A 21,829-nucleotide genomic window follows, 5' to 3' on the forward strand; every position below is an offset into this window, starting at 1 on the left:
TGAACAGACCACTTCCACCGACTCCTGCTCACTCAACTGGTCTATCAGCGCGTACGATCGAGTTCGTCCGACATCAAGAGAGCGGTAGCCTTTTTTAATATCGCTTTCTCCCGCTCCAACCGGTTGATCCGGGCTTCCAGCTCCTGGATCTTTTGCTGCTCAGGCGTCAACGCCTTGCTCTTCGGGGTCACACCCTGGCGCTCCGCCTCGAGCTGCTTCACCCAACGGCGCAAGGCCGAATCCACCACCCCCAGCGAACGGCAGGCGTCGATATGGCTGTAGCCTTGGTCCAACACCAGGGCCGCGGCCTCTCGTTTGAACTCGGCGGAAAACGTACGTCGTTGCTTGCTCATCAGACACCTCTCTCACGGCGAGGATTCTCGCCTAAATCGGTGTCCGGGATCAGTAGACCACTACACTGTAACCATGCTGTTCAGGTTTACTCAAAAGGGGCGCTGTTCTACAGATCGGAGCGCCCCAACCTCATTGAGGCGTTCACCAGCGGTACGCATCTGATCTACGAACACCCAGATAACCCAATGGACAACCTCATCAGAAGCATTCCCGGCATTCCACCAAGAGACCGCTCATTGGACTTCCTGCGAGACCTCAGACGGGGAAAAGCCTCCCAGTGAACCTCTGTTGTACTACAGCGCTTTCCAGCCTTAACCCGTAACCGCAAGATGTGTGTTGTAGTACAACACCCTATCTTGCCAAAGGGGGCGTGCCGCCCCCTGTTGGATACCCCCTGCATACGGACGCATTCAGGCATGAATGCCATCTGCGTCCGTGCAACGTCTGGCCGTTGCATCACCAGTCAGGGTGCTTTCAGGCTCCCCGACACCCCATGACCAAGGTGGAGATGTCCGCACTCCCCTTGGAACCCCATCGTCCAACCCTGCGCGGATTGGATGCGCGCCAACCTCATCGCGGTTGGATTGCGACCGGGGAGACTGCGCTCTCCCCGGAGCCCCATCGCTTTACAAGCCAAGTGCTATAGTGGGAGTGTCTTTTTCTGTATTCATGACGTTTAAGTTCAGAATTATCGATGAGGAAGAAATTGAGCATGGACATGTTGCTGCATGAGATTTTGCGAGAGGTTAAGCGCGGCGTTACATCATTTGACCCTAGTAGCAGTGCTGATGGTGACATTCAGAGATTTCAAGCCATAGCAAAAACAGTAGTTCATGCCCATAACAAGGGGTATATCTTTAGAATCATGCCTCATATGGAGTCTATGAGCGGGCAGCGTTTTTATAGCTGTATATTGGTTGATGGCGGACTGACATTCCCGGGTGAGCAAGCCCTAATTGAGCTTTCAGGCCAGCCAACACCAGCCGATGAAGCGCTTGCTGATATTCTTAACCGTATTCCAAGCTACAGTATTCGAGAGAGATGGGAAAAAGCCCTTCATCGTCGTATAACAGACCCCAGCGGGGCAATTACTGCTGCCAGAAGCCTGCTTGAGGCCACGTTGAAATGGATCGTTGAACAACGAGGCGGAAACCCCTCTGAAAACAACAAAGAATTGTTTAATCAGGCAATTAATTTTCTTGGGATCGAGATCAAAGGAAAGCCGATTGAGAAAACCATTAATGGTCTCAACACAATCATTTGGGGCATAGGTGAGATGCGAAACAATCATGGCGACGCGCATGGAGCTGCATCAAACAGTATGCCGCCGACTGTCAGTGAGGCAGGGTTCTGTGTGAACCTGGCTGGGGCAGCGGCTTTGTTTCTATTGGAGGAATTTGAGAACGGGGAGACTTAATCTCCCCGAGATTTATTTTTCGTGAAACCACTGCCTGAAAGCATGCGAAAAGTAAATTTTTGTTGCATCTATGGTGGACTCCGTAGAGCAACTACCGTGGTTGGTCTTGACCTCGAACTTATACTCATTTCGGTCGATAAGCCCAGGAAATAGAACGTATATGTCACGATGAGAGTCGACGTAAAGGCTACGGTATTCGTCTGCAAGATATTTTTGCTCTTTACAGTTGGGGTCGCTCACTGGCCACCATGTGGCCTCCCGAACTTGTCGCCATTCGGTAATTCCAAAGGCACGGAGCAAGAAGAATCTTGATTCACATTTCCTGTATAGCGTCAGTGACCGAATTACCGTAGCAACCGAGCCCGGACTGAACAAGACAAGTTTGAGAAGCACGTTCTCATCCAATTGCTCACTTGCCACATAGTCCAGGACAACAATACTACTTCTGTATGTCTCTCTGGATAAAAAATAAGCCCTGAGCTGGGTCTTCCTATTTTTCAGATGGATTAACAATAGCGCCAGAGATATTACGAGGCTTGCCGAGCTCATCACCACATTCAAAACTTGATTATCGCCCATACACTATCCTGATATGGTTTCGGCTCTTGAGATTACAGGCCTGTTTGACTGGCTGTCACCGCGCCAAAGTCAAAAGCCACCTCAACTGAGGTGGCTTTTGTTTTATCGGCCCAATTCCATGCCCCGGTCTGGACGCTCTCGGCCATTATCGTTTACCGGGCTATGCCCACGCCCAAAATGCCCCTTCAAGTCCAGGGAGTGAGAGGCGGGACGTTCAAGGTAATCCGCAATGTCCCGGTGAAGCTCGGCAACCTGCTGGGTGTGCTCCTGCTTCATCTGACGGATTTCCGCGTGCAGTAGCCGCCGATCCTCAATTTGCTTGAAGATCAGGCGTTCCCGTTCGGCCCGATCCCGTTGCCAGTTGAGCAGGGCTTCTTGCTCATTCTGGCGGCGGATACGGGCGTGCTTGCCCGTCATCCAATCCCACACGCCCCGAGCCCCGGTGGAGAAACGCCGGGTGCGTTGCTGGGTCTCTTGCGCCTGGCGTGCCTTGTGCGCTTTCTCCAGTTCCGCCCGTTGTTCGCGCTGGCGCTGGACAGTCTCTTTGCGGCGTTGCTGGAGCGTGCTGGCTTGCCGTTTGTGGAGGGCTTCAAGCATCTGGATATGCTCGCGGAGCATAGCCGTCATCCGCTCCGCATGCGCCTGCTTGGCCTGATCCACCGACATCAGGTCGGCGACATCACCAAGGCGGGCTTTCACCTCCTTGGCCCGAACACCGACATACTTGGCGATGGCGTAAACCTCGCCCCGGAAGTCCACAGCCACATGCCCACGGCGGTCGCCACGGGCCAGCGTATAACCGCGCTCTTTCAGAGCCTTGGCGAACGCCTGACGGGAATCGGCAATAGCCCAGCATTCCTGAAACATCCGTTTCAGAGCTTTGGGGTCATGACCGCCACGCTTGGCCTGTTGCCATTCGTTCAGGGTGAAGTTCGCCGGGTCGCGCTCCCGGCTGTCCATGAAACCCCGTGGCATCTGCCAGCCGTTTTCAAGATAAAGCTGTTTGGATATATCCCGGAGCTTCAGCTTGTAGTGCGGAAGGTTAATGGCCTTCATCTGTTCGGTGTCGATCCGCGACCAGACGACATGCGCATGGCGACGGCCTTCTTTCTCGTGGAAGACCACCGCGCGGGGCTGGCCATTCAGCCCCAGCTTTTGTTCCACGGCCTCGATAGCCATCTCAAAGGTATGCGTGGGAACATTTTCCTGTAGTGGTGGATTCATGCTCAGCGAGAACAGGAATTGCCGGGCACGGGTGCCACGGCTAATCGCGTAGGCCTCCTGAAAGGCCGCCTCCAGGTCATCGGCCATGAATCCCCGGATGTCATGCACATGGACATGCTCATTCTCTGCGGTATTGAGCAGGTGGCGGGCGAGCTGTTTGGCTCCCCCGCGCTGGCTTCCCTTGAGGATCATGGCGCATCCTCCCCACGCAGGCCGAGGGCGCTCATAAGGTCGTTGCGTATTGCCCGGACGGCCTCACAGGCCTCCAGCAATTCTGCCTCTATTTCCTTGGCGACAGGCAATGACCCGGTATGGGCGGCCTTGGCCAGTTGATTCAGGTTGCTGGAGAGCCGGGAGCGTCCCAGCTCGCCCAGCACCTTGGCCAATGCCTGTTGATCCTTCAGAGGCCTGTTTTTCCGCCGCCGAGGGGGCGGGGATGAGCCGTTAAACAACCGCTCCCGGATATAGGCCCCAAGGGGCATACATCCGGCTTCCTCTTCCAGTTGCGCCCGTTCCTCCCAGCTCAGACGCAGGGAGAACGGAGGCGGCGTTTTACGCTTGCTCAGGGCCGGATCAGGCCCGACCGCATCCTTGAAAAGCCCGGAAATCGTGGGGGCCGACACATCATCAAAATGATTCATGGCGGCACCTATGGAGCAGGGCTATTGCGCTTCAAAAGCGCGTTCCATTCCTCCAAGGTATCGAAAAGGCGGTTCGACGTTTCTTCGTCGAGGTGCGCCATACATCTTCACCACGCCAAGGCGGGGTGAGCCACGAAGAAAGCGGCCAATGGCCGCTTTTTTCGTTTCCGTCGTCCCCTGCGTCTTCCGTTTTCTCCTTGTTTGCCGGGTTTCCTGCTCCGTCGGTCCGCGCGCGGTAATCCCGCTGTCATCTTCCTCGTCTACAGCTGAAAGACACAGACGAACGAAAGGTGATCCGCGATGGACGACTACCAGGAAGAACTGCTGGAGCAGCACGCCGCCGAATGCGACCTGCCGGAGCCGGCGGACGACGCCACCGAGATGTGATCAGGCGCTCTGTCGCTGGGCGCGGCGGAATTCGCCGGGCGTCTGCCCGCTCCAGCGCTTGAAGGCGCGCTGGAAGGCTTCCGCCGAGGCGAAGCCGAGCAGGTAGGCGATTTCGCCGAAAGCCAGGTCGGTCTCGCGGATGTAGACCATCGCCAGGTCGCGGCGGGTGTCGTTGAGGATGCTGCGGAACTGCGTGCCTTCCTCGGCCAGCTTGCGCCGCAGGGTCCAGGTCGGCAACTTGAGGCGCGCGGCGACTTCCTCGAGGTCCGGCTCGCGGCCATTGAGCATCGGCCCCAGCAGGCGGCTGACGCGCTCGCGCCAACTGCGGGTGCGGGTCAACTGCTCCAGTTCGCGGTTGCAGAGTTCCAGCATCTGGTTCCAGGTGCTCGGACAGTGCTCGGCATTCGCCAGGGCCAGGCTGGCCTGGCTCAGGCGCAACTGGTTGGTCGGCGCGCCGAATTCCACCGGGCAGCCGAAGAATGCCTCGTAGCGCTCGGCCCAAGGCGGCGCTGGATATTCGATCTCCACTCGTTCTGCTTTCAACGGCTGCCTTGCCAGGGCGCCGAGATGGCTGATCCAGCCCGCCAGCACCGAATCGACGACGAAGCGGTTGTAGGCGTTGTAGGGGCTGATCGAATAGAAGCGCAGCCAGGCGCCGCCGGCGTCTTCCACCAGGCTCGACTGGCCCCGGTAGTTCTGCGCGTAAAGCGGTTCCAGGTGGATCATCGCCCGCGCGGCGGCGCGCAGGTTGGGCGCCTGGGCGACGCTGACGCCGGCCAGGCCCATCTGTCCGAGACGGCTCAGGCGGCCCATCTGCAGGCCGAGGGCGGGATCGCCGCTGAGCTGGATGGCAGCGTGGCCGAGACGCATGTAGCGGGGGATCGACAGGCGCGCCCCGGGTTCGGCCAGGCGCCGCTGGTCGAGCCCGTACTGCTCGAGCAGTGGCGCGGGCTCGACGCCGGCGGCGAGCAGGGCGTCGGCCAGCGCCTGGACGAAGCCGACCGAGAGGTCGCCGAGGCGAACCCGGGGCGCGCTCATAGCCAGAGATTGACCAGTTGCGCACCGCCGCCGGGATTGGCCTGGCGCATGCCCTGCGGCGAGCCGAGCAGGCTCTGGCCGTCTTCGGTGACGTTCCACAGGCGGCTATGGGCGAAGGCCACGGCGCCGCCGCGTGCACCGCTGGCCAGCAGGCGCTCGCCGACCGCCAGGCGCTGCCAGGCCTCGGCGTTGCTCAGGCTGTTCGGCGCCAGGCGCACGTCGCCGGGAACCAGCTCGGCATCGAAGCCGGGCCAGGGCTGCTGCCAGCGACCGCTCTGGTTCAGGGCGGCGGGGATCGCCAGCAGTTCGACGCGCTGTTCGACCAGGGTGGCGTAGGTGTCCGGGTACCAGCTGTCGGTGCCGATCAGCACGCCCAGGCGTCCTGCCGGCGTATCCAGCACCTGCAGGCGCTCGCCGCGACCGTTGTTGAGGTAGCTCAGTTCGTGGCGGGTCGGGAATACCTTGCGTTGCGGCTGGCCGAGCGGCCGGCCGTCGGGACCGAAGGTCAGGCTGACGTTGTACAACTGGCCGGTGCCGGGACGCAGCTCGCCGTCCTCGACCTCGGGGTCGGGCAGGACGATGGAGCCGGCGACCACCGTCACCTTGAAATCATGGGCGAGCCCGCCGAACAGGGTCTGGTAGTCGTGGGCCATGTCCACCGCCTTCATCCGGAACAGGGTGTCGGTGAGACGCTGTTCGCCGCGCGCGGTGATCCAGCCGCGCGCCACCTTCAGCGGGTTGCTCGCGGCCATCCAGTCCATCGCCGTGGGCCAGTCGGCGGCGGCATAGACCTCGGGCTTCTCGCCGCTGGCCACCAGCCAGGTGCCGACATGCTCGGGGAACACCACCACCGTGCGCTCGTTGAGCAGGCCCTGGCGGCGGGCATTTTCCAGGTAGGCGTGGAATTTCAGCTGCAACCGTTCGGCGCTCTGGTAGTCCGGCGTGAACAGTTCCGGCTGGACCGCCAGCAGGTTGCCGCGCTCGCCGGGCTGGCCCTGGACCACGCTGACCTGGCTGCGCAGGTCGGACAGGTAGTGGCCTACCGGGCGGCGTTCGGCCCAGCCGGCGTAGGCGGCGAAGAGGGTGATGAGGATCAGGAAGATCAGCTTGCGCATGCGGGTCTCCAAGGCAGCCCACAGGGTAGGGGAGTGGCGTCGGCTTGCCAAGCATCCCTGTGCATTCCGATCAGTAACTTGTCATTTAGGATCATTGAGCGCTCCGGTGGCGCTCCTTAGAGTCGTCGCCATACCGACCGCTGCCCGTCCCGCGCATTGCGCCCGAGGCCGCGGCATATCCGTGAACGCGTTTCGCCCGATGTGGAGACCCCCGATGACCGCCGCCGTTCCCTATCCGCACCTGCTCGCCCCGCTGGACCTCGGCTTCACCACCCTGCGCAACCGCACCCTGATGGGGTCCATGCACACTGGCCTGGAAGAGAAGCCGCAGGGCTTCGAGCGCATGGCGGCGTATTTCGCCGAACGCGCCCGTGGCGGCGTCGGCCTGATGGTCACCGGCGGCATCGGCCCGAACGAAGAGGGCGGCGTGTATTCCGGCGCGGCCAAGCTGAGCACGCCGGAAGAGGCGGAGAAGCACAGGATCGTGACCCAGGCGGTGCATGAGGCGGGCGGCAAGATCTGCATGCAGATCCTGCATGCCGGCCGCTACGCCTACAGCCCGAAGCAGGTAGCGCCGAGCGCGATCCAGGCGCCGATCAATCCGTTCAAGCCCAAGGAACTCGACGAGGAAGGCATCGAGAAGCAGATCGCCGACTTCGTCAATTGCGCCAGCCTGGCCCAGGTCGCCGGCTACGATGGCGTCGAGATCATGGGGTCGGAAGGCTACTTCATCAACCAGTTCCTCGTGCAGCACACCAACCAGCGCACCGACCGCTGGGGCGGCAGCTACGAGAACCGCATGCGCCTGCCGGTGGAGATCGTCCGCCGGGTGCGCGAGGCGGTGGGGCCGAACTTCATCATCATCTATCGCCTGTCGATGCTCGACCTGGTCGAGGGCGGCAGCAGTTGGGACGAGATCGTGCTGCTGGCCAAGGCCGTCGAGAAGGCCGGCGCGACCCTGATCAACACCGGTATCGGCTGGCACGAGGCGCGCATCCCGACCATCGCCACCAAGGTGCCGCGCGCGGCCTTCACCAAGGTCACCGCCAAGCTGCGTGGCGAGGTCGGCATCCCGCTGATCACCACCAACCGCATCAACACTCCCGAGGTGGCGGAGAAGGTCCTGGCCGAGGGCGATGCCGACATGGTCTCCATGGCCCGGCCGTTCCTCGCCGACCCGGACTTCGTCAACAAGGCCGCCGCCGGCCACGCTGAACGGATCAACACCTGCATCGGCTGCAACCAGGCCTGCCTCGACCACACCTTCGGCGGCAAGCTGACCAGTTGCCTGGTCAACCCGCGCGCCTGCCACGAAACCGAGCTGAACTACATTCCCACCGCCAGGCCGAAGAAGATCGCCGTGGTCGGCGCCGGTCCGGCCGGCCTGGCCGCCGCCACCGTGGCCGCCGAGCGTGGGCACCGGGTCAGCCTGTTCGACGCCGCCGGCGAGATCGGCGGGCAGTTCAACGTGGCCAAGCGGGTTCCCGGCAAGGAAGAGTTCCACGAGACCCTGCGCTACTTCCGCAACAAGCTGGAGAGCACCGGCGTCGAGCTGCACCTGAACCGCCGGGTCGGCGTGGACGACCTGGTTGCGGGCGGTTATGACGAGATCGTCCTCGCCACCGGCATCGTTCCGCGCACGCCGGCGATCCCTGGCATCGAGCATCCGAAGGTGATCAGCTACCTGGATGCGATCCTCGAGCGCAAGCCGGTGGGCGGCAAGGTGGCGGTGATCGGCGCCGGCGGCATCGGCTTCGACGTCTCCGAATTCATCACCCATGCCGGTCCGTCCACCAGCCTGGAGCGCGAAGCGTTCTGGAAGCAGTGGGGGATCGATACCCGCCTGGAGGCCCGCGGCGGCATCGCCGGGGTCAAGGCCGAGGTGCATCCGGCAGCGCGCCAGGTGTTCCTCCTGCAACGCAAGAAGAGCAAGGTCGGCGACGGCCTCGGCAAGACCACCGGCTGGATCCATCGCGCCGGCCTGAAGAACAAGCAGGTGCAGATGGTGAATGCCGTGGAGTATCTCGGGATCGACGACGCCGGCCTGCATATCCGCGTTGCCGAGGGCGAGCCGCAGGTGCTGCCGGTGGATACCGTGATCGTCTGCGCCGGCCAGGACCCACTGCGCGAGTTGCAGGACGGCCTGCTGGCGGCCGGCCGGAGCGTGCACCTGATCGGCGGCGCCGATGTCGCCGCCGAGCTGGATGCCAAGCGCGCCATCAACCAGGGTTCGCGCCTGGCTGCCGAACTCTGAGAACCTGTCCGCGATCTGTTGCGTAGCGGAGAAACTGCGTTGAAAACGGCTTTTCTCCAGCTCGCACAGGTTCTGCGTATCGTCCCTGTCCGCGCTCGTCGGCGCGGCGGGGCGCTGCGCACCGGTTTGGTGAACGGTGGCGCTCTGCCACGGTGATCTCCGTCCGCTCAAAACCCGACCGCTTCACAATTTCCCCTACCGCTCGGCGGGCCGTCCGGCATCGCCCGGGTGTCTGCCAACCCAGTCACATTGCCCGCGACATTTTTTCCCCTAGACTTGCCCGAACAACGAGATAGCGCCTGTTTTTCAGGTGACATGCCAGATGGGAACTGCCGGATGCGGGCCGCCTCGCCAGGCGTTCGAGGGTTAGCGATGAGCATGCAGAAAAAGCCACAGATGGCGGAGGCCGTGCTGTTCTTCAACGACAGCGGCGTCTGCAAGGAAATGCTGTATCCCGAATTCGAGGCGCTGCTCGATGGCCTGGTGCGCATGCCGGAATACGCCGACCGGCAGATGCACCTGGCTTATGTGTTGATCAATCCGCGCCTGCAGGCGCGGGCGGCGGTGTTCTTCTATCTCGATTTCGACGAGCAGGGCGGCGCCGACACCGGCTGGAACCTGCCTCTGCGCAACCTCGCCGAACGCGCCGGACGCGGCCCCGACATGGGCGGCGGGCCGATCCGCCTGGCCTGTCGCAGCCAGTGCCCGGTGTCCTGGCACCAGATGCACCTGTGGGACCCGGAGAGCAGCGCCGGACGCAACCATTTCGTACTCATCCGCGACGCGCTCAGGCGCAACCAGCTCGGCCTGCTGGTGGACGAGGAGCCTGCCGCGGTGGAGCCGCAGCGGCTGCAGATGGCCGCCGAAGAACAATGGTACGCCGCCGGTCCCGCCGCCCCGAAGGCAGCGCCCGCGGAGCCTCCGCGCAAGCAGGAGGACGAGCAGGCGGCGCGCCTGGCGCAACTGGTCAAGCAGCAGCGGCAACAGCTCGCCGCCCTGGCCCGGCAGCAGGAGCAGCGCCTGGCCGGGCTCGCCCGGCAGCACGAAGAGGAACTGGCCAGGCGCGAACAGGACGCCCGCGGGCAACTGGACATCCTGCGCAGCGAAGTGCTCAGCCTGCAACAGGCCCTGGAGCGGCAAGCGCGGGAGAACGCCGAATTGCAGCAGCGTCTGCTGGAGCAGGGCGAGCAGTTCCAGCGCAACCGCGAGGAACTGACCCGGCAACTGCGTTTCATCGAGAACCAGGGGCGCAACGAGACCGACCTGCTGCGCTCGGAGTTCGCCGACGAACTGGAGGCTCGGGTGGCGGTGGCGGTGGCCGGCTACAAGGAGCAGGTCTCGATCCGCGACGTCGAACTGGCCTACCGCAACGAGCTGGACCAGCAACTGGAGCAGGAACTGGCCGAGCTGCGCGCCGAGCGCGACCGTCTGGCCGCCCTGGGGCCGGAGCAACTGCTGGAGCGTCTATCCGGCCAGGGCGTGGTATTCGTCGCCTACCATCCCGGCGCCGGGCACCTGACCATCCCCTTGCAGGACATCCCGCGTTACCAGGACAATCCGCTGGCCTACGCGGCGGCCAAGTGCTTCGTCTCCGAGAGCCAGTACCGCCAGTGGCTGGACCACTTCCAGCAGCCGCGCTGCGAGGCGCTGCTGCCCGGCGGCGAACGCTGCAACCTGCCGCTCGACCGGGTCGACAACCCGGCGCGCTTCGTCGCCGGCGACACCAACTGCTGCGCCCGGCACAAGACCACGGGGCGCCTGCGCACCGTGAGCTGACTCCTTGCCGTTTCCCCACTGGTCACCGCATACACCCTTGCAGCGTCTCGAACTCGACTGGCTGCAACGGGCCGGGGTAGAACTGGCGCTGCTGCGCCTGGACCAGGCCGATCCGTTGATCTCCGGCAACAAGGGGTTCAAGCTCGCGCCACACCTGGCGCTGGCCCGCGAGCAGGGGCTGGACGGCCTGATCAGCCTCGGCGGCGCCCACTCCAACCACCTGCACGCGCTGGCCGGCGCCGGCGCGCGTTTCGGTTTCCGTTGCGTCGGCCTGTTGCGCGGACACGAAGTCGATACGCCGACGGTGCGCGACCTGCGCAGTCTCGGCATGGAACTGCACTGGCTCGGCTACGGTGGCTATCGCCAGCGGCATGCCGCCGGCTTCTGGCTTCCCTGGCGGGAACGTTACCCAGGTTTGCTGCCGGTCGCCGAGGGCGGTGGCGGGCTGCTGGGCGCGCGCGGTTGCATCGGACTGGTGGAGCGCATAGCGACCCAGTTGCCGACGCTCGGCTGGGACGATTACGACGCGATCTGGGTGGCCGCCGGTACCGGTACGACACTGGCCGGCCTGGTGCTCGGCGAGGCCGGGCGGCATCCCGTGGTGGGCGCGCTGGCGGTGCCGGAGGACCATGGCGTCGCCGCCCAGGTCGCGGCGACCCTTGCCGAGGCGGGCTGGGCCGATGCCGGCTATCGCCTGCTGGACGCCAGCCGTGGTGGTTTCGCCCGCCTCGATGGGCGATTGGCGCGGTTCATCGTCGAGTTCGAGACGGCCAGCGGCGTCGCCCTCGAACCGCTGTACACCGGCAAGCTGCTGCTCGCCCTGCGCGAGGCCGTGGAGAGCGGCGCGGTGGCTCGCGGCAGCCGTTTGGTGGCGCTGCACAGCGGAGGCCTGCAGGGCCGCCGGGCATTGCAGGAGCGTTTGCTGGCGTTGCTCTGATCAGGCATCCGCGGCCTGGCGCGCGCTACCCCACAGGCTGAGCCCCGGGGGCCAGTCGTCGCTGGCCAGGAACAGGCGCTCGGCCTCTACCCAGTAGCCGTCGCGCGGCACCACCCTTACCAGCATTTGCGGACGTGCCTCGTCGGCGAAGGCGATGTTCCAGCAGGCGCCGTCGCGCGGTGGGTCGAGCGGGTCCTGCCGCCGCATGGCCGGCGCCAGCCAGTGCTCGCGCGACAGATGCAGCCAATGCTGCCCGGCCTGCGGTCCGGCCAGGCTGGCCAGGTACGCCGGCCAGTCGCGCTGGCGGAGCCAGCGGCCACGCAGATGCCGTGGCTCGATGTCGGCGGGCAGGCTGCCCGGCCCGGGCCAGGGATGGAACAGGTAGCCGCTCAGCCACAATGCGGAAACGGCCGATTCGGCGCCATGGGCGGCCAGCACCTGGCGACCCTCGCGGGTCGCCGCCAGCGGCAACTGGTGTCGGCAGAGGTGTTCCAGCTTGCGTGACAGGCGGTCCTGGCCGCCGGGCCCGAGCCAGTCGCCGGGGCCGGACTGGGGCCCCAGGTAGAGTTTGATCGCCAGTTCCAGGTGGTGGATGCCGTCGTCGTCCCGCAGCAGCAGGTCGAGTTCGCCAAGGGTATGCCCGCCGTCGCGCACCGGCAGGTTGGCGGCGATCAGGCGCACGTCCGGGGCTTGTTCCAGGGCGAATTGCCAGAGATGTTCGTAGTACAGGCCGAGACGCTGCCGTGGCCACTGCGCGAGCCAGGCGGCGAGATGCTGCGGCTGTCGCTCCTGTTCGCGCAACCAGGCGGCCAGGCGCTCCGGCTCCTGGCGCCAGCGGCTGGCGGCGAGCGGATGGCGCTGCGGCTCCGGGGTCCGGCGCAGCAACGGCGGGGCGAGCAGGGTCCAGGCCAGGTCGCGGACGGCCGGGTGGCGCAATTCGTCGAGCAATTCGGTCAGCAGCGTCATACCCAGAGGTTAGCCGGGTTGCGCCACTCGCGGCGATTTCCCGTACATGCGCGGGTTTGCCGCTGTCCGCGGCTTTCGCCCATAATCCGCTCTATCCCGCCCGCCAGCTTTTCGCAGGAACCGCATGGAACCCTTTCGCAATATCGGCATCATCGGCCGCCTCGGCAGCACCCAGGTGCTGGACACCATCCGCCGGCTGAAGAAATTCCTGATCGATCGCCACCTGCATGTGATCCTCGAGGACACCATCGCCGAAGTCCTGCCCGGACACGGCCTGCAGACCTGCTCGCGGAAGATCATGGGTGAGATCTGCGACCTGGTGGTGGTGGTCGGCGGCGATGGCAGCATGCTCGGCGCGGCCCGCGCGCTGGCCCGGCACAAGGTGCCGGTGCTGGGGATCAACCGCGGTAGCCTGGGCTTCCTCACCGACATCCGCCCGGATGAACTGGAGGCCAAGGTCGGCGAGGTGCTGGACGGCCAGTACATCGTCGAGAGCCGCTTCCTCCTCGATGCCCAGGTGCGTCGCGGTATCGACTCGATGGGGCAGGGCGATGCGCTCAACGACGTGGTCCTGCACCCGGGCAAGTCGACCCGGATGATCGAGTTCGAGCTGTATATCGACGGCCAGTTCGTCTGCAGCCAGAAGGCCGACGGCCTGATCGTCGCCACGCCCACCGGTTCCACCGCCTACGCGCTGTCCGCCGGCGGTCCGATCATGCATCCGAAGCTGGATGCCATCGTCATCGTGCCGATGTACCCGCACATGCTTTCCAGCCGCCCGATCGTGGTGGACGGCAACAGCGAGCTGAAGATCGTCGTGTCGCCGAACATGCAGATCTACCCGCAGGTCTCCTGCGACGGGCAGAACCATTTCACCTGCGCCCCCGGCGATACCGTGACGATCAGCAAGAAGCCGCAGAAGCTGCGCCTGATCCACCCCATCGACCACAACTACTACGAGATCTGCCGGACCAAGCTCGGCTGGGGCAGCCGCCTGGGCGGAGGCGACTGATGCAACTCGACCCCGGACGTGGCTACGACCTGATCGGCGATGTCCACGGCTGCGCGCATACCCTGGACCGCCTCCTCGACCTGCTCGGCTACCGCCTGCAGGGCGGCGTCTGGCGCCATCCGCGGCGCCAGGCGCTGTTCCTCGGCGACATCGTCGACCGCGGCCCGCGCATCCGCGAGGCCCTGCACCGGGTGCACGCGATGGTCGACGCCGGCGAGGCGCTGTGCATCATGGGCAACCACGAATTCAACGCGCTCGGCTGGAGCACCCCGGCGGCGCCCGGCAGCGGCCGCCAGTACGTCCGCGAGCATACGCCGCGGCATGCCCGGCTGATCAAGGAGACCCTCGAGCAGTTCGAGGGCCACGACGCCGACTGGCGCGACTTCCTCGGCTGGTTCCAGCAACTGCCGCTGTTCCTCGATGCCGGGCGCTTCCGCATGGTCCATGCCTGCTGGGACGGCGAACTGATCGCGACCCTGCGCCGGCAGTTCCCCGACGGGCGGATCAGCGAAGCCTTCCTGCAGGAGTCGGCGGAGCCCGGCAGCTTCGCCGACCTGGCCTGCAACCGCCTGCTGCGCGGTACCGACATGCGCCTGCCGCACGGTGCCACGCTGACCAGCAGCGATGGCTATACGCGCGCCTTCTTCCGCACCAAGTTCTGGGTCGAGGACGAGGCGCCGCGCACCTACGGCGATATCGTCTTCCAGCCCGACGCGTTGCCCGAAGCGATCGCCCGCGAGCCGCTCAGCGAGGAGCAGAAGTCCAGCCTGCTGACCTACGGCGCCGACGAACCGCTGTTGTTCGTCGGCCACTACTGGCGACGCGGCACGCCGGCGCCGATCCGGCCGAACCTGGCCTGCCTGGACTACAGCGCGGTGATGTACGGCAAGCTGGCGGCCTACCGCCTGGATGAGGAAACCCGCCTGGACCGGCACAAGTTCGTCTGGGTCGAAGTGAAGCGGCCGGAGGCTGACGAGTGAGCGCGGTGCAGGTCCTGAAGTTTCCCCTGTCGGTCGACCTGGCCGGCTTCGTCGGCCTGCTGCGGCGTCTGAACGTGCCGCACCGGGTCAGCGAGGAATCCGGCCAGCAGGTCCTCTGGGTGCCCGACGAGCGGCTCGCCGAGCAGGTCCGCGAGTTGTACCGGCGTTATCCCGAAGGCGATCCGCAGGCGACCCTGGAGGCCGCGCCGCGACCGGCGGGGCAGGGTTTCGTCCGGCAACTGCGGATGAGCCCGATGACCGCCGCGGTGTTGCTGCTGACCTTCGTCGTCGCCGCCGTCACCTACCTTGGCGACAACTTCGCGACGATGCGCTGGCTGACCTTCCAGGACTTCCGTATCCAGGGCCAGTACGCGCTGTTCACGCCGTTGGCCGAGAGCCTGGCGGCGGGTCAATGGTGGCGGCTGTTCACGCCGATGCTGATCCACTTCGGCTGGCTGCACCTGGCGATGAACGCCATGTGGTTCTGGGAGCTGGGCCGGCGCATCGAATTCCGCCAGGGCCGCCCGATGCTGCTCGGCCTGACCCTGCTGTTCGGCCTGGTGTCCAACGTGGTGCAGTACGCGGTGAGCGGCGCCAGCCTGTTCGGCGGGTTGTCCGGGGTGCTCTATGGCCTGCTCGGGCACTGCTGGATCTTCCAGTACCTGGCGCCGAACCAGGCCTATCGCCTGCCCAGGGGCGTCGTGGCGATGATGCTGATCTGGCTGCTGGTGTGCCTGTCCGGGGTGATCGACCTGCTCGGCTTCGGCTCCATCGCCAACGGCGCGCACGTTGGCGGGCTGCTGGTCGGTTGCCTCAGCGGTTTGCTGGGCGGCCTGCTGGCGCGGCGTCGCCGTTGAGCGAGGGGCTGCGGCAGCTTCGATGTGCGCCGCCGGCCCCGGCCCGGTAGAATGGCCGGTACGCCTTTTCACCGGAGCCGGCCATGTCGTCCTTCAATCAAGCGATCGAGAACATCACTCCAGAGATCTACCAGAACCTCAAGCTGGCCATCGAGATCGGCAAGTGGCCGGACGGCCGCAAGCTGACCCAGGAGCAGAAGGAACTCTGCCTGCAGGCGGTGATCGCCTGGGAGCTGCAGAACCTCCCCGAGGAGGAGCGCACCGGCTACATGGGCCCGCAGCACTGCTCCTCGCATTCCGACGAGGCGATCCCGAACATCCTGTTCAAGTCGGACTCCGTGCACTGATGGAAGAAATCGCCCGCGGCGCGCTGAGCAAGATGACGGCGCGCCTGGAAAGCAATGCTCCCGTGCAATACGCCTTCCGCCTCGACGACCGCGAAGTCGCGGTGAACCCGCTGATCGGCCGGCCGCTGCGCCTGGAGTACCTCGGCAGCATCTTCTGCACCCATTGCGGCCGCAAGACGAAGAAGAGTTTCAGCCAGGGCTATTGCTATCCCTGCTTCACCCGGCTGGCGCAGTGCGACAGTTGCATCGTCAGCCCGGAGAAGTGCCACTACGAGCAGGGCACCTGCCGCGAACCGGAGTGGGGCGAGCGGTTCTGCATGACCGATCACGTGGTGTACCTGGCCAACTCCTCCGGGGTGAAGGTCGGCATCACCCGCGCCAGCCAGATTCCCACCCGCTGGATCGACCAGGGCGCGCGCCAGGCGCTGCCGATCCTGCGCGTGGCCACCCGCCAGCAGTCCGGCCTGGTGGAAGACCTGCTGCGCAGCCAGGTCGCCGACCGCACCAATTGGCGGGCCATGCTCAAGGGCGAAGCCGAGCCGGTCGATCTGGCGGCAGTCCGCGAGCAGTTGTTCGACCAGTGCGCCGACGGCCTGCGCGAATTGCAGCAACGTTTCGGCCTGCAGGCGATCCAACCGGTTATCGACCTCGATCCGCTCGAGATCGCCTACCCGGTCGAGGCCTACCCGAGCAAGGTCGCCAGCCTCGACCTGGAAAAAACGCCTATCGTCGAAGGCACGCTTCGCGGTATCAAGGGCCAGTACCTGATCCTCGACACCGGGGTGATCAACATTCGCAAATACACGGCCTACCAGATCGCCGTGCATCACTGAGCAGAAGGGCCACAAGCCATGCGCACCGAGCAACCGAAAGTCATCCACCTCAAGGACTATCAGGCGCCGGACTACCTGATCGACGAGACCCACCTGAAGTTCGAACTGTTCGAAGACCACAGCCTGGTGCACGCCGAGTTGAAGCTGCGGCGCAACCCCGAGCGCGGCGCCGGCCTGCCGCCGCTGTTGCTGCATGGTCAGCAACTGGAGCTGCTGGCGCTCGAACTGGACGGCCAGGCGCTCGGCGCGGACGACTACCAACTGGACGACGAGCAGCTCGGGGTGCAACCGCGGCAGGCCGAGTTCGTCCTCAGGAGCACGGTGCGTATCCATCCGGAGAGCAACACCGCGCTGGAAGGCCTGTACAAGTCCGGCAAGATGTTCTGCACCCAGTGCGAGGCCGAGGGTTTCCGCAAGATCACCTATTACCTCGACCGTCCCGACGTGATGAGTCGCTTCACCACCACCGTCAGCGCCGAACAGCAGCGCTACCCGGTGCTGCTCTCCAACGGCAACCCGGTGGCCAGCGGTTCCGAAGGCAACGGCCGGCACTGGGCGACCTGGGAAGACCCGTTCAAGAAGCCGGCCTACCTGTTCGCCCTGGTCGCCGGCGACCTCTGGTGCGTCGAGGACAGCTTCCGCACCATGAGCCAGCGCGACGTGGCGCTGCGCATCTACGTCGAGCCGGAGAACATCGACAAGGTCCAGCACGCCATGGACAGCCTGAAGAAGTCGATGCGCTGGGACGAGGAGGTCTACGGCCGCGAGTACGACCTGGACATCTTCATGATCGTCGCGGTCAACGACTTCAACATGGGCGCGATGGAGAACAAGGGCCTCAACATCTTCAACTCCAGTTGCGTCCTGGCCCGCGCCGAAACCGCCACCGACGCCGCCCACCAGCGGGTCGAGGGCGTGGTGGCGCATGAGTATTTCCACAACTGGTCGGGCAACCGGGTGACCTGCCGCGACTGGTTCCAGCTGTCGCTCAAGGAAGGCTTCACCGTATTCCGCGACTCGGAATTCTCCGCCGACATGAACTCGCGCACGGTCAAGCGCGTCGAGGACGTCGCCTTCCTGCGCACCAACCAGTTCGCCGAGGACGCCGGGCCGATGGCGCATCCGGTGCGCCCCGACTCGTTCATCGAGATTTCCAACTTCTACACCCTGACCGTCTACGAGAAGGGCTCGGAAGTGGTGCGGATGATCCACACCCTGCTCGGCGCCGAAGGCTTCCGCAAGGGCTCGGACCTGTACTTCCAGCGCCACGACGGCCAGGCGGTGACCTGCGACGATTTCGTCAAGGCCATGGAAGACGCCAATGGCGTCGACCTGACCCAGTTCAAGCGCTGGTACAGCCAGTCCGGCACTCCGCGCCTGGCGGTGGAAGGCGAGTACGACGCCGCCGCCCGCCGCTACACCCTGACGGTGCGCCAGAGCTGCCCGCCGACTCCCGGCCAGCCGAGCAAGGACCCCTTCGTCATCCCGCTGGAGCTGGGCCTGCTCGACGGCCAGGGCCACGAACTCCCGCTGCGCCTGGAAGGCGAGGCCGCGGCCCAGGGCGGCAACCGCGTGCTGGCGGTGACCGAGGCCGAGCAGCGCTTCGTCTTCGTCGAGGTGCCGGAGCAGCCGCTGCCATCGCTGCTGCGCGGCTTCTCCGCGCCGGTGAAACTGAGCTTCCCCTACAGCCGCGACCAGTTGCTGTTCCTCATGCAGCACGACAGCGACGGCTTCAACCGCTGGGAGGCCGGCCAACAGCTTTCGGTGCAGGTCCTGCAGGAGCTGATCGGCCAGCACCAGCGCGGCGCGCAACTGGTACTCGACCCGCGCCTGATCGAGGCCTACCGCACCCTTCTGGCGGACGAGGCGCTGGACCAGGCGATGGTCGCCGAGATGCTCTCGCTGCCCAGCGAGGCCTATCTCACCGAGATCAGCGAAGTCGCCGATGTCGACGCGATCCATGCCGCCCGCGAATTCGCCCGCCAGCGTATCGGCGAAGCGCTGTTCGAGCCGCTGTGGCAGCGTTACCAGGCCAACCGCAAGATTTCCCGCGACACCGCCTACCTCGCCGAGGCCTCGCACATCGCCCGGCGCAGCCTGCAGAATATCGCGCTGTCCTACCTGTCGCTGTCGGGCCGGGAGGAAATCCTCGCCGCCTGCCTGGAGCAGTACGAAGGCTGCGACAACATGACCGAGCGCCTGACCGCCCTGGCGGTGCTGGTCAATTCCGGCTTCGAGGCGGAGAAGGGCAAGGCCCTGGCCATGTTCGCCGACTACTTCAAGGACGACCCGCTGGTGATGGACCAGTGGTTCAGCGTGCAGGCCGGCTCGCCGCTGCCGGGCGGGCTGGAGCGGGTCCAGGCGCTGATGCAGCACCCGGCCTTCACCCTGAAGAACCCGAACAAGGTGCGCGCGCTGATCGGCGCGTTCGCCAACCAGAACCTGGTCAACTTCCATCGTCCTGACGGCGCCGGCTATCGCTTCCTCGCCGACCAGGTGATCGTGCTCAACGCACTCAACCCGCAGATCGCCTCGCGCCTGCTGGTGCCGCTGACCCGCTGGCGCAAGTACGACGAGGCGCGGCAGGCGCTGATGCGCGGCGAGCTGGAACGCATCCTGGCCTCCGGCGAGCTGTCCAGCGACGTCTACGAAGTGGTGAGCAAGAGCCTGGCCTGATCCGCCAGCTTCTCCCGGAAGAGGGTGTTACTGGCCACTGGCTGGTAACGCCCTTTGTTACTTCTGGGAATCGCTTCACTGTTTTCCATTGATGGAGCCCGCTTAATCGTGTTTCGCGAACCACCCTGCGCAGGCTCTGCGAAGGGACTTTTCGCGCCATTGGCGGAATTCGCCTGGCGCGTTTTGTCGGACACTTCCTGTTTTCTGGTCAGTGAATGAACAGTCATCTGGCAGGAAGTCCTGTTTTTGTCGCAATCCATTGAATTCCCTGGAGGATTCCGCTGAATTGGCATCCCGGTTGCACTGCCTCGTCGCGCGGTTCCCTTTCGTCGACGCGAGGCCGGTGACGCCGCGACCACCCATAACAAGGCCGCAGAGAAACGGCCGAACGGCGAACCGCCCGCAGTGGCGGCGCCCAACGCATGACCACATGGAGTGAGTTCCCGATGTACATCCCCAACCGCCAGCCCCGGCTGCGCTCCGCGCCGGCCCGGGCCGGCTTCGCCTTCGCCGGGCTGCTGCCGCTGCTGGGCGGCCAGGCCCAGGCCGTCGAATTCAGCTTCCTCGACAACGAGGTGTCCGGTTCGCTCGATACCACCCTGTCCTACGGCACCCTGTGGCGGGTGCAGGGGCAGGACAAGAGCAACAACGACATCAACACCAACGACGGCAACCGCAACTTCGATACCGGCCTGGTTTCCGAGGTCTACAAGATCACCTCGGACCTGGAGGCGACCTGGCGCAACTATGGCGTGTTCATTCGCGGCACGGCGTTCTATGACACCCAGATCATGGACAAACGCAACGACTACTACAGCCACAACGATCCATCGCAGCCGAGCCAGAGCTATCCCCACGACGACCGTTTCACCAGCCAGACCCGCGACATCGCCGGGCACAAGGCGGAAATCCTCGACGCCTACGTCTACGGCAGCTGGGACATCGGCAACATGCCGCTGAGCGCGCGCTTCGGCCGCCAGGTGTTCAACTGGGGCGAGGGCATCTTCTACCGTGGCGGGGTCAACACCACCAACCCGGTGGACGCCGCCAAGTACCGCCTGCCCGGTTCCGAGCTCAAGGAAGTGCTGATGCCGGTGGAGGCGCTGAGCTTCAACATCGGCCTGACCGACAACCTGTCGATGGAAACCTTCTACCAGTGGAACTGGAAGGAAACCCGCCTCGACCCGGTCGGTACCTTCTTCTCCGAGACCGACCTGTTCGCCGACGGCGGCAACACCGGCTACAGCGACTTCACCGGCACCGCGCTGGACACCCCGGTGCCCGGCTTCGGCAACGTCATCGGCCTGTACCAGGCGCTGGGCAACAATCCGCTGCTCAGCGGCGCGCTGAAGAACACCGGCCTCTATGCCAACGGCGTGACCCCGGCCTACGGCAACGTAATGAAGGTGTCGTCCATCGGCAAGGACATCAACGCGCGCAACGACGGCCAGTTCGGCGTGGCCTTCCGCTACATCGCCGAGGAACTGAACAGCACCGAGTTCGGCTTCTACTTCGTCAACTACCACTCCAAGGAGCCGACCCTGTACGCCGACATCGGCGACTATGCCGGGGCCGACCTGGCGGCGCTGGCCAACACCCTGCGGCCGATCGCCGGTAACCTCGCCGAAGCCCTGGCCAACGGCCTGGTGACCGCCGACGTGATGGGCAACATCAATGCCCGCCGCGAGTTCGCCGAAGACATCCGCATGTACGGCTTCAGCTTCAACACCACGGTGGGCGACGCCTCGGTGTTCGGCGAGCTGGCCTACCGGCCGAACCTGCCGATCGGCATCGCCGCCACCAACGACCTGATCGGCGACCTCGCCCACGGTGCGGCGGAAGCCGCCAACGGCGGGCAGATCAACGTCGGCGGGCAGATGGTCGGCCTCGGCGGGCAGATCCACAACTACGAGCGGGTCGAGGCGTTCAACACCTCCCTCGGGACCATCTACAACTTCGGCCCGTCGCTGAGCTTCGACTCGTTGACCGGCGTCGCCGAGCTGGCCTCGGAACACCTGCGCGGCAGCAGCCTGAAGTACACCGCCTACGACGGCAGCACCCGCTACTACGCCGGGCGCGGCAACAGCTCGTACGTTTCCGGCGGCGACCGTGGCGACCAGGTGAACCGCAACGCCTACGGCTACACCCTGCTGCTCAGCGGCACCTGGAACGACGTGTTCGCCGGGGTCAACGTGTCGCCCTACGTGGTCTACAAGGACGACTTCGAAGGCAACTCCTACCAGACCGGCAACTTCATCGAAGGTCGCAAGGCCTACACCCTGGGGGTCAAGGCCACCTACCTGAACAGCCTGGAAGGCGAACTGCAGTACACCGAGTTCTACGGCGGCGGACAGAACAACAACATCCGCGACCGCGACAACATCGGCCTGACCGTCAAGTATTCCTTCTGACCGAACCGATAACGACACGGGCGCC

16 protein-coding genes and 1 pseudogene are annotated in these 21,829 nt (G+C 64.9%); 11 read left to right on the forward strand and 6 right to left on the reverse strand.

The window, feature by feature from the left end; all coding sequences use genetic code 11:
- Window positions 1-353: pseudogene (locus tag AC4OR5_RS04345) on the reverse strand (transposase); the annotation flags it as partial.
- A 713-nt stretch (window positions 354-1,066) separates the two neighbouring features.
- Here AC4OR5_RS04345 and AC4OR5_RS04350 point away from each other — a divergent pair.
- Window positions 1,067-1,771, forward strand: coding sequence for an abortive infection family protein (locus tag AC4OR5_RS04350; protein ID WP_158147691.1), 705 nt, complete (start codon window positions 1,067-1,069; stop codon window positions 1,769-1,771).
- 681 nt (window positions 1,772-2,452) lie between these two features.
- On the opposite strand, the gene AC4OR5_RS04355 is transcribed toward AC4OR5_RS04350, so the two are convergent.
- From AC4OR5_RS04355 to AC4OR5_RS04370, 4 genes are all read right to left on the reverse strand, one after another.
- Window positions 2,453-3,766: a relaxase/mobilization nuclease domain-containing protein gene (locus AC4OR5_RS04355; protein WP_058160241.1), complete on the reverse strand. Its 1,314-nt coding sequence runs from the start codon at window positions 3,764-3,766 to the stop codon at window positions 2,453-2,455.
- Entirely contained in the window at window positions 3,763-4,215 is a 453-nt protein-coding gene (locus AC4OR5_RS04360; RefSeq protein WP_196740514.1) for a hypothetical protein, read from the reverse strand. Before AC4OR5_RS04360 ends, AC4OR5_RS04355 begins: the two co-directional genes overlap by 4 nt.
- Window positions 4,216-4,602: 387 nt before the next feature.
- A complete protein-coding gene (locus tag AC4OR5_RS04365) occupies window positions 4,603-5,640 on the reverse strand; it encodes an AraC family transcriptional regulator (RefSeq protein WP_003130614.1) in 1,038 nt (345 codons plus the stop codon).
- Window positions 5,637-6,755 carry a carbon-nitrogen hydrolase family protein gene (locus AC4OR5_RS04370; protein WP_003110069.1) on the reverse strand — a complete coding sequence of 373 codons (1,119 nt, stop codon included), beginning with the start codon at window positions 6,753-6,755 and terminating at the stop codon, window positions 5,637-5,639. The genes AC4OR5_RS04365 and AC4OR5_RS04370 overlap by 4 nt, the downstream gene beginning before the upstream one ends.
- A 214-nt stretch (window positions 6,756-6,969) precedes the next feature.
- Between AC4OR5_RS04370 and AC4OR5_RS04375 the strand changes: the two genes are divergently transcribed.
- The 3 genes from AC4OR5_RS04375 to AC4OR5_RS04385 all read left to right on the forward strand — a co-directional run bounded on the left by AC4OR5_RS04375 (window position 6,970) and on the right by AC4OR5_RS04385 (window position 11,722).
- Window positions 6,970-9,009, forward strand: a complete 2,040-nt coding sequence (locus tag AC4OR5_RS04375) for an NADPH-dependent 2,4-dienoyl-CoA reductase (RefSeq protein ID WP_003091351.1) — start codon at window positions 6,970-6,972, stop codon at window positions 9,007-9,009.
- A 336-nt stretch (window positions 9,010-9,345) separates the two neighbouring features.
- Window positions 9,346-10,785, forward strand: coding sequence for a hypothetical protein (locus AC4OR5_RS04380; protein ID WP_023657158.1), 1,440 nt, complete (start codon window positions 9,346-9,348; stop codon window positions 10,783-10,785).
- Between the two features lie 37 nt (window positions 10,786-10,822).
- Complete coding sequence (locus tag AC4OR5_RS04385; RefSeq protein WP_023094586.1) at window positions 10,823-11,722, forward strand: 1-aminocyclopropane-1-carboxylate deaminase/D-cysteine desulfhydrase; 900 nt, start codon at window positions 10,823-10,825, stop codon at window positions 11,720-11,722.
- Here the strand turns inward: AC4OR5_RS04385 and AC4OR5_RS04390 are convergent, their stop codons facing one another.
- A complete protein-coding gene (locus AC4OR5_RS04390; protein WP_003091344.1) occupies window positions 11,723-12,688 on the reverse strand; it encodes a DUF1853 family protein in 966 nt (321 codons plus the stop codon).
- 124 nt (window positions 12,689-12,812) lie between these two features.
- On the opposite strand from AC4OR5_RS04390, the gene AC4OR5_RS04395 reads away from it, so the two are divergent.
- From AC4OR5_RS04395 to AC4OR5_RS04425, 7 genes are all read left to right on the forward strand, one after another.
- Window positions 12,813-13,700, forward strand: a complete 888-nt coding sequence (locus tag AC4OR5_RS04395) for an NAD(+) kinase (protein WP_003091343.1) — start codon at window positions 12,813-12,815, stop codon at window positions 13,698-13,700.
- Window positions 13,700-14,680 (forward strand): metallophosphoesterase, encoded by a 981-nt coding sequence (locus AC4OR5_RS04400; protein ID WP_003091336.1) that lies wholly within the window; start codon window positions 13,700-13,702, stop codon window positions 14,678-14,680. Before AC4OR5_RS04395 ends, AC4OR5_RS04400 begins: the two co-directional genes overlap by 1 nt.
- The gene (locus AC4OR5_RS04405; RefSeq protein WP_003104987.1) at window positions 14,677-15,537 is read left to right on the forward strand and encodes a rhomboid family intramembrane serine protease; all 861 of its coding nucleotides are present in this window, start codon (window positions 14,677-14,679) and stop codon (window positions 15,535-15,537) included. The genes AC4OR5_RS04400 and AC4OR5_RS04405 overlap by 4 nt, the downstream gene beginning before the upstream one ends.
- An 83-nt stretch (window positions 15,538-15,620) precedes the next feature.
- Window positions 15,621-15,884, forward strand: a complete 264-nt coding sequence (locus AC4OR5_RS04410) for a YeaC family protein (RefSeq protein ID WP_012613886.1) — start codon at window positions 15,621-15,623, stop codon at window positions 15,882-15,884.
- Window positions 15,884-16,717 (forward strand): DUF2797 domain-containing protein, encoded by an 834-nt coding sequence (locus AC4OR5_RS04415; RefSeq protein WP_003091329.1) that lies wholly within the window; start codon window positions 15,884-15,886, stop codon window positions 16,715-16,717. The genes AC4OR5_RS04410 and AC4OR5_RS04415 overlap by 1 nt, the downstream gene beginning before the upstream one ends.
- An 18-nt stretch (window positions 16,718-16,735) precedes the next feature.
- Complete coding sequence (gene pepN / locus AC4OR5_RS04420; protein WP_058160240.1) at window positions 16,736-19,393, forward strand: aminopeptidase N; 2,658 nt, start codon at window positions 16,736-16,738, stop codon at window positions 19,391-19,393.
- Between the two features lie 446 nt (window positions 19,394-19,839).
- Window positions 19,840-21,804 carry a DUF1302 domain-containing protein gene (locus tag AC4OR5_RS04425; protein ID WP_003110074.1) on the forward strand — a complete coding sequence of 655 codons (1,965 nt, stop codon included), beginning with the start codon at window positions 19,840-19,842 and terminating at the stop codon, window positions 21,802-21,804.
- The last annotated feature ends 25 nt before the right edge of the window (window positions 21,805-21,829 follow it).

The sequence above is a fragment of the Pseudomonas sp. YA1 genome, assembly GCF_058680555.1.

Excerpts from the sequence above, each read along its gene's own strand:
- AC4OR5_RS04350 (WP_158147691.1), top strand. The coding sequence starts at position 1,067 with ATGGACATGTTGCTGCATGAGATTTTGCGAGAGGTTAAGCGCGGCGTT.
- AC4OR5_RS04355 (WP_058160241.1), bottom strand. The coding sequence starts at position 3,766 with ATGATCCTCAAGGGAAGCCAGCGCGGGGGAGCCAAACAGCTCGCCCGC.
- AC4OR5_RS04360 (WP_196740514.1), bottom strand. The coding sequence starts at position 4,215 with ATGAATCATTTTGATGATGTGTCGGCCCCCACGATTTCCGGGCTTTTC.
- AC4OR5_RS04365 (WP_003130614.1), bottom strand. The coding sequence starts at position 5,640 with ATGAGCGCGCCCCGGGTTCGCCTCGGCGACCTCTCGGTCGGCTTCGTC.
- AC4OR5_RS04370 (WP_003110069.1), bottom strand. The coding sequence starts at position 6,755 with ATGCGCAAGCTGATCTTCCTGATCCTCATCACCCTCTTCGCCGCCTAC.
- AC4OR5_RS04375 (WP_003091351.1), top strand. The coding sequence starts at position 6,970 with ATGACCGCCGCCGTTCCCTATCCGCACCTGCTCGCCCCGCTGGACCTC.
- AC4OR5_RS04380 (WP_023657158.1), top strand. The coding sequence starts at position 9,346 with ATGCGGGCCGCCTCGCCAGGCGTTCGAGGGTTAGCGATGAGCATGCAG.
- AC4OR5_RS04390 (WP_003091344.1), bottom strand. The coding sequence starts at position 12,688 with ATGACGCTGCTGACCGAATTGCTCGACGAATTGCGCCACCCGGCCGTC.
- AC4OR5_RS04395 (WP_003091343.1), top strand. The coding sequence starts at position 12,813 with ATGGAACCCTTTCGCAATATCGGCATCATCGGCCGCCTCGGCAGCACC.
- AC4OR5_RS04400 (WP_003091336.1), top strand. The coding sequence starts at position 13,700 with ATGCAACTCGACCCCGGACGTGGCTACGACCTGATCGGCGATGTCCAC.
- AC4OR5_RS04410 (WP_012613886.1), top strand. The coding sequence starts at position 15,621 with ATGTCGTCCTTCAATCAAGCGATCGAGAACATCACTCCAGAGATCTAC.
- AC4OR5_RS04415 (WP_003091329.1), top strand. The coding sequence starts at position 15,884 with ATGGAAGAAATCGCCCGCGGCGCGCTGAGCAAGATGACGGCGCGCCTG.
- pepN (WP_058160240.1), top strand. The coding sequence starts at position 16,736 with ATGCGCACCGAGCAACCGAAAGTCATCCACCTCAAGGACTATCAGGCG.
- AC4OR5_RS04425 (WP_003110074.1), top strand. The coding sequence starts at position 19,840 with ATGTACATCCCCAACCGCCAGCCCCGGCTGCGCTCCGCGCCGGCCCGG.